Origin of the sequence: Actinokineospora guangxiensis, assembly GCF_042657845.1 — a bacterium.
Lineage (GTDB): Bacteria > Actinomycetota > Actinomycetes > Mycobacteriales > Pseudonocardiaceae > Actinokineospora > Actinokineospora guangxiensis.
The window spans coordinates 1-2,828 of the sequence record NZ_JBHSKF010000032.1 but is presented as its reverse complement, the minus strand read 5'-3'; the positions used below and the strand labels follow the sequence as shown (position 1 = coordinate 2,828).

3 protein-coding genes are annotated in these 2,828 nt (G+C 62.0%); all 3 read right to left on the bottom strand.

The genetic code is table 11. The features are described from left to right. Positions 1 to 106: 106 nt before the first annotated feature. A complete protein-coding gene (locus ACFPM7_RS30285; protein ID WP_378251271.1) occupies positions 107 to 1,102 on the bottom strand; it encodes a pentapeptide repeat-containing protein in 996 nt (331 codons plus the stop codon). Positions 1,103 to 1,301: 199 nt separating this feature from the next. Beyond that, positions 1,302 to 1,952: a hypothetical protein gene (locus ACFPM7_RS30280; protein WP_378251270.1), complete on the bottom strand. Its 651-nt coding sequence runs from the start codon at positions 1,950 to 1,952 to the stop codon at positions 1,302 to 1,304. Between the two features lie 15 nt (positions 1,953 to 1,967). Beyond that, positions 1,968 to 2,399, bottom strand: coding sequence for a histone-like nucleoid-structuring protein Lsr2 (locus ACFPM7_RS30275; RefSeq protein WP_378251269.1), 432 nt, complete (start codon positions 2,397 to 2,399; stop codon positions 1,968 to 1,970). Positions 2,400 to 2,828: the final 429 nt, after the last annotated feature.

Genomic DNA, 2,828 nt, shown 5'->3' with positions numbered 1-2,828 from the left:
ACTCCAACGACTCCGCCAGCCCACGGGAGATCTCCTCCCGATCAGCCAACGTCAACATCCTGCGCACGACAGGGAATCCTTCCCCACCGAACACCAAGATCACATGCTACGACCGCCTGAACTCGCTGTGTTCTTCCGCGATGACGATGCGATGTGTCCAGAGGCGGCTTGAAGGCGTCAGCGCGAAGGTCTCTCGCCCCTCCAAGCGAAGCTTGTCCAGATTGTGGCTATCCACAAACCTGCACGCACTCATGTCGAGGCCAGAGATGGTCAGCTTCTCAAGGTTGGCACCGCGCACGGAGATCAGACGTGGGTACGTCGGCCGCTCGGCCCCTCTCCCATGTTGCATAAGCAGCGCCGAGCGCTCGCTGTCCATCTGCGTGAAGAGCAGGCTTGGTTGACCGAACGATGCCTGGTCGAGGTAGATGTCTGAGTTCTTGTCGAAGCTCATCTGAGCGCCTGCTTGCCAGCTCGCCCGTGAAGCGATAAAGCGGTTACACCAGAAGCTCGTCGCATCGAAGTAGTGCGTAAAAGTCGCCGATCGCAGCAAGATGTCCTTGTAGACCCAAGCATCAAACCACTGCGTGTATGCCTCGAACTGCGTGGCAGTTAGATCCAGGTCGCCGCCACAACGAAGGTGGGTAAGGTCGAACGACCCATCGAACTTGGCTTCCTTAAAGCTGATCTTTCCGGCAGATTGCGCGTGTTCGAGGTTCGCTGTCTTGCCGAACCGGGCTTCGTCGAAGACGACGTCGTGGAAGCGAGTTCGCAGGAACACTGCTGCACCCTCGAACTGAGCGCCGTTGAAGTATGTCGTCGAGGCAGACACTGCTTCTTCGAGCTTGAACTGGGTTTCCTTGAAGAAGGCTCGCTGTTTGAAGGTCGCCTTGCCAAAGTTCGCACCTTGCTCGAAGCTCACAGCACCGAAGTCGGCCTCGGCTTCAAATGTAGCGTTCGCAAAGTTCGCTTCGCCTTTAAACTTGGCACCGGCAAACGAAGCACGCCCGTGGAAGCGCGCATCCACAAGGGTAACGGCGCACTCAAACACGGCCTTAGCGGCGTCCCATTCGTCGAGGCCAAGTTCAGGAAGGTACGCCTTCATCAACTGATTGTAGAGTTGCTTGTTGACCGTAACCCCTCGAAGAAGGCTCCAGGTGCGCTTCCCACTCCGGAGTTGCCCTATCTGGGTCTCAAGTTGTGCAGGGCTCGCGTGACCAACACATCGCCCAGTTCTCTCGAGCATCACCCCGGTGCACAGTGCACCGTTGACGTCGACCACACATCTTTCCCAACCAAGCTCGTCAGACAAGGCAGCGCTCCCGTCGGCTGGCCGTTGTTCGGTGCAACCACACCGCCCGATCTAGCTCAGCAGGCTGCCAACCGAGCCGAGCGGCACCGGCGATGTAGACGGCATGCAGCGCACGGTCGCCGCAGGCTTGGACACCGGCATCGCGTGCAAACTGCCGCAGGTGCATGTCGATAGCCGCCAGGTCAACGCGGCCGACGAGCAGCGCCAAGTAGTTGTAGGTTTTCGGACCAACGCCCTTCACAGCGCGAACACCGGCCAGCTTGGTCGAGGCGTCCTCGGCGGCAAACGCCTGTTCCAGTTCCTCCGCAGTGTCGAGCCTCGCGGCGTGGAGAGCGTCGGCGATGTCCTGCACCACGGCGAGCTTCTTCCCTCGCCAGTCCAGCACCGTGCCGATGTCGTGCTCTTCTAGATGCACGCGGAAGGTGGCGACCGTCGCGGCCTCTGGCCAGGATTCCCGGAGCGTCCTGATGCGCTTCTCCACTGCGTGTTGGTAGCTGATCCCCGGCTGGAGCGCCGCATCCGAGATGATCGCGCCCATATGGCCGCCCCAGCGCACGCCAACATTTCCTGGCACGAGTTCCTGAGCGGCCACGTGCTCGACCAAGCGAGCGATGTCCTGCTCGTCGACGGGTGGCGCATCCACCGGAGGATCCTCGGGCTAGCTGGAGAAGGCGGCGGTGGCGGGCTTCCGCTTGGCCTTGGGCGTCGGCTCTTCCGAGGAGGCCGCGGGTGCCTTCGGCTGGCGCTGCGCGTGCTCGTAGTCCTCAATGACGCTGGCGGGGATTCGGCCGCGCTCGGCTACCTCGTAGCCGTTGGCCTGGGCCCACTCGCGGATGGCTTTGGTCTCCTCCTTGGAGCGCGCTGCACCGTTACCGCTGGGCCGCGGCGAGCCACCGCGCTTGACTCGGCCGCCGATGCGTTGTCCAGCCGCGATGAACTCTTCCAGGCTGCTGCGGAGGCGAGTGGCGTTGGCCTCGCTCAGGTCGATCTCGTAGTCGACGCCGTCGATGGCGAAGGTGATGGTGGTGATGTCCTCGCCGGGGGTACCGTCGAGGTCGTCGAAGAGCTGGACGATGGTCTTGCGGGCCATGGAAGTGTTCCGTTCGGGGTTGTGCGTGGAGAGCCGAGTCAGCAGTAGCTGCGGCGACTGTACGACTGGCGCCGGGGTGGGTGGTGGTGGGCTGGCGGAGGTAGTGGACGCCGAGGTGGAAGAAGCGCTGCGCGAGCGCGGAGTGGGATGAGCTACGCGGCGTGGCGCTCAAGGCGGGTAATGCGTTTGTCGTGGTCGTCTAGTTGGCGCTCGCTGGCTTCATGAGATTCCCCGATGACCTCTACGAGAGTGTCAAGCTTCTCGTCAAGGGTTTCAATGCGGCTGTTGAGGCGAGCGAGATCAGAGCGAGTTCAGGCGGTCGTAGCATGTGATCTTGGTGTTCGGTGGGGAAGGATTCCCTGTCGTGCGCAGGATGTTGACGTTGGCTGATCGGGAGGAGATCTCCCGTGGGCTGGCGGAGTCGTTGGA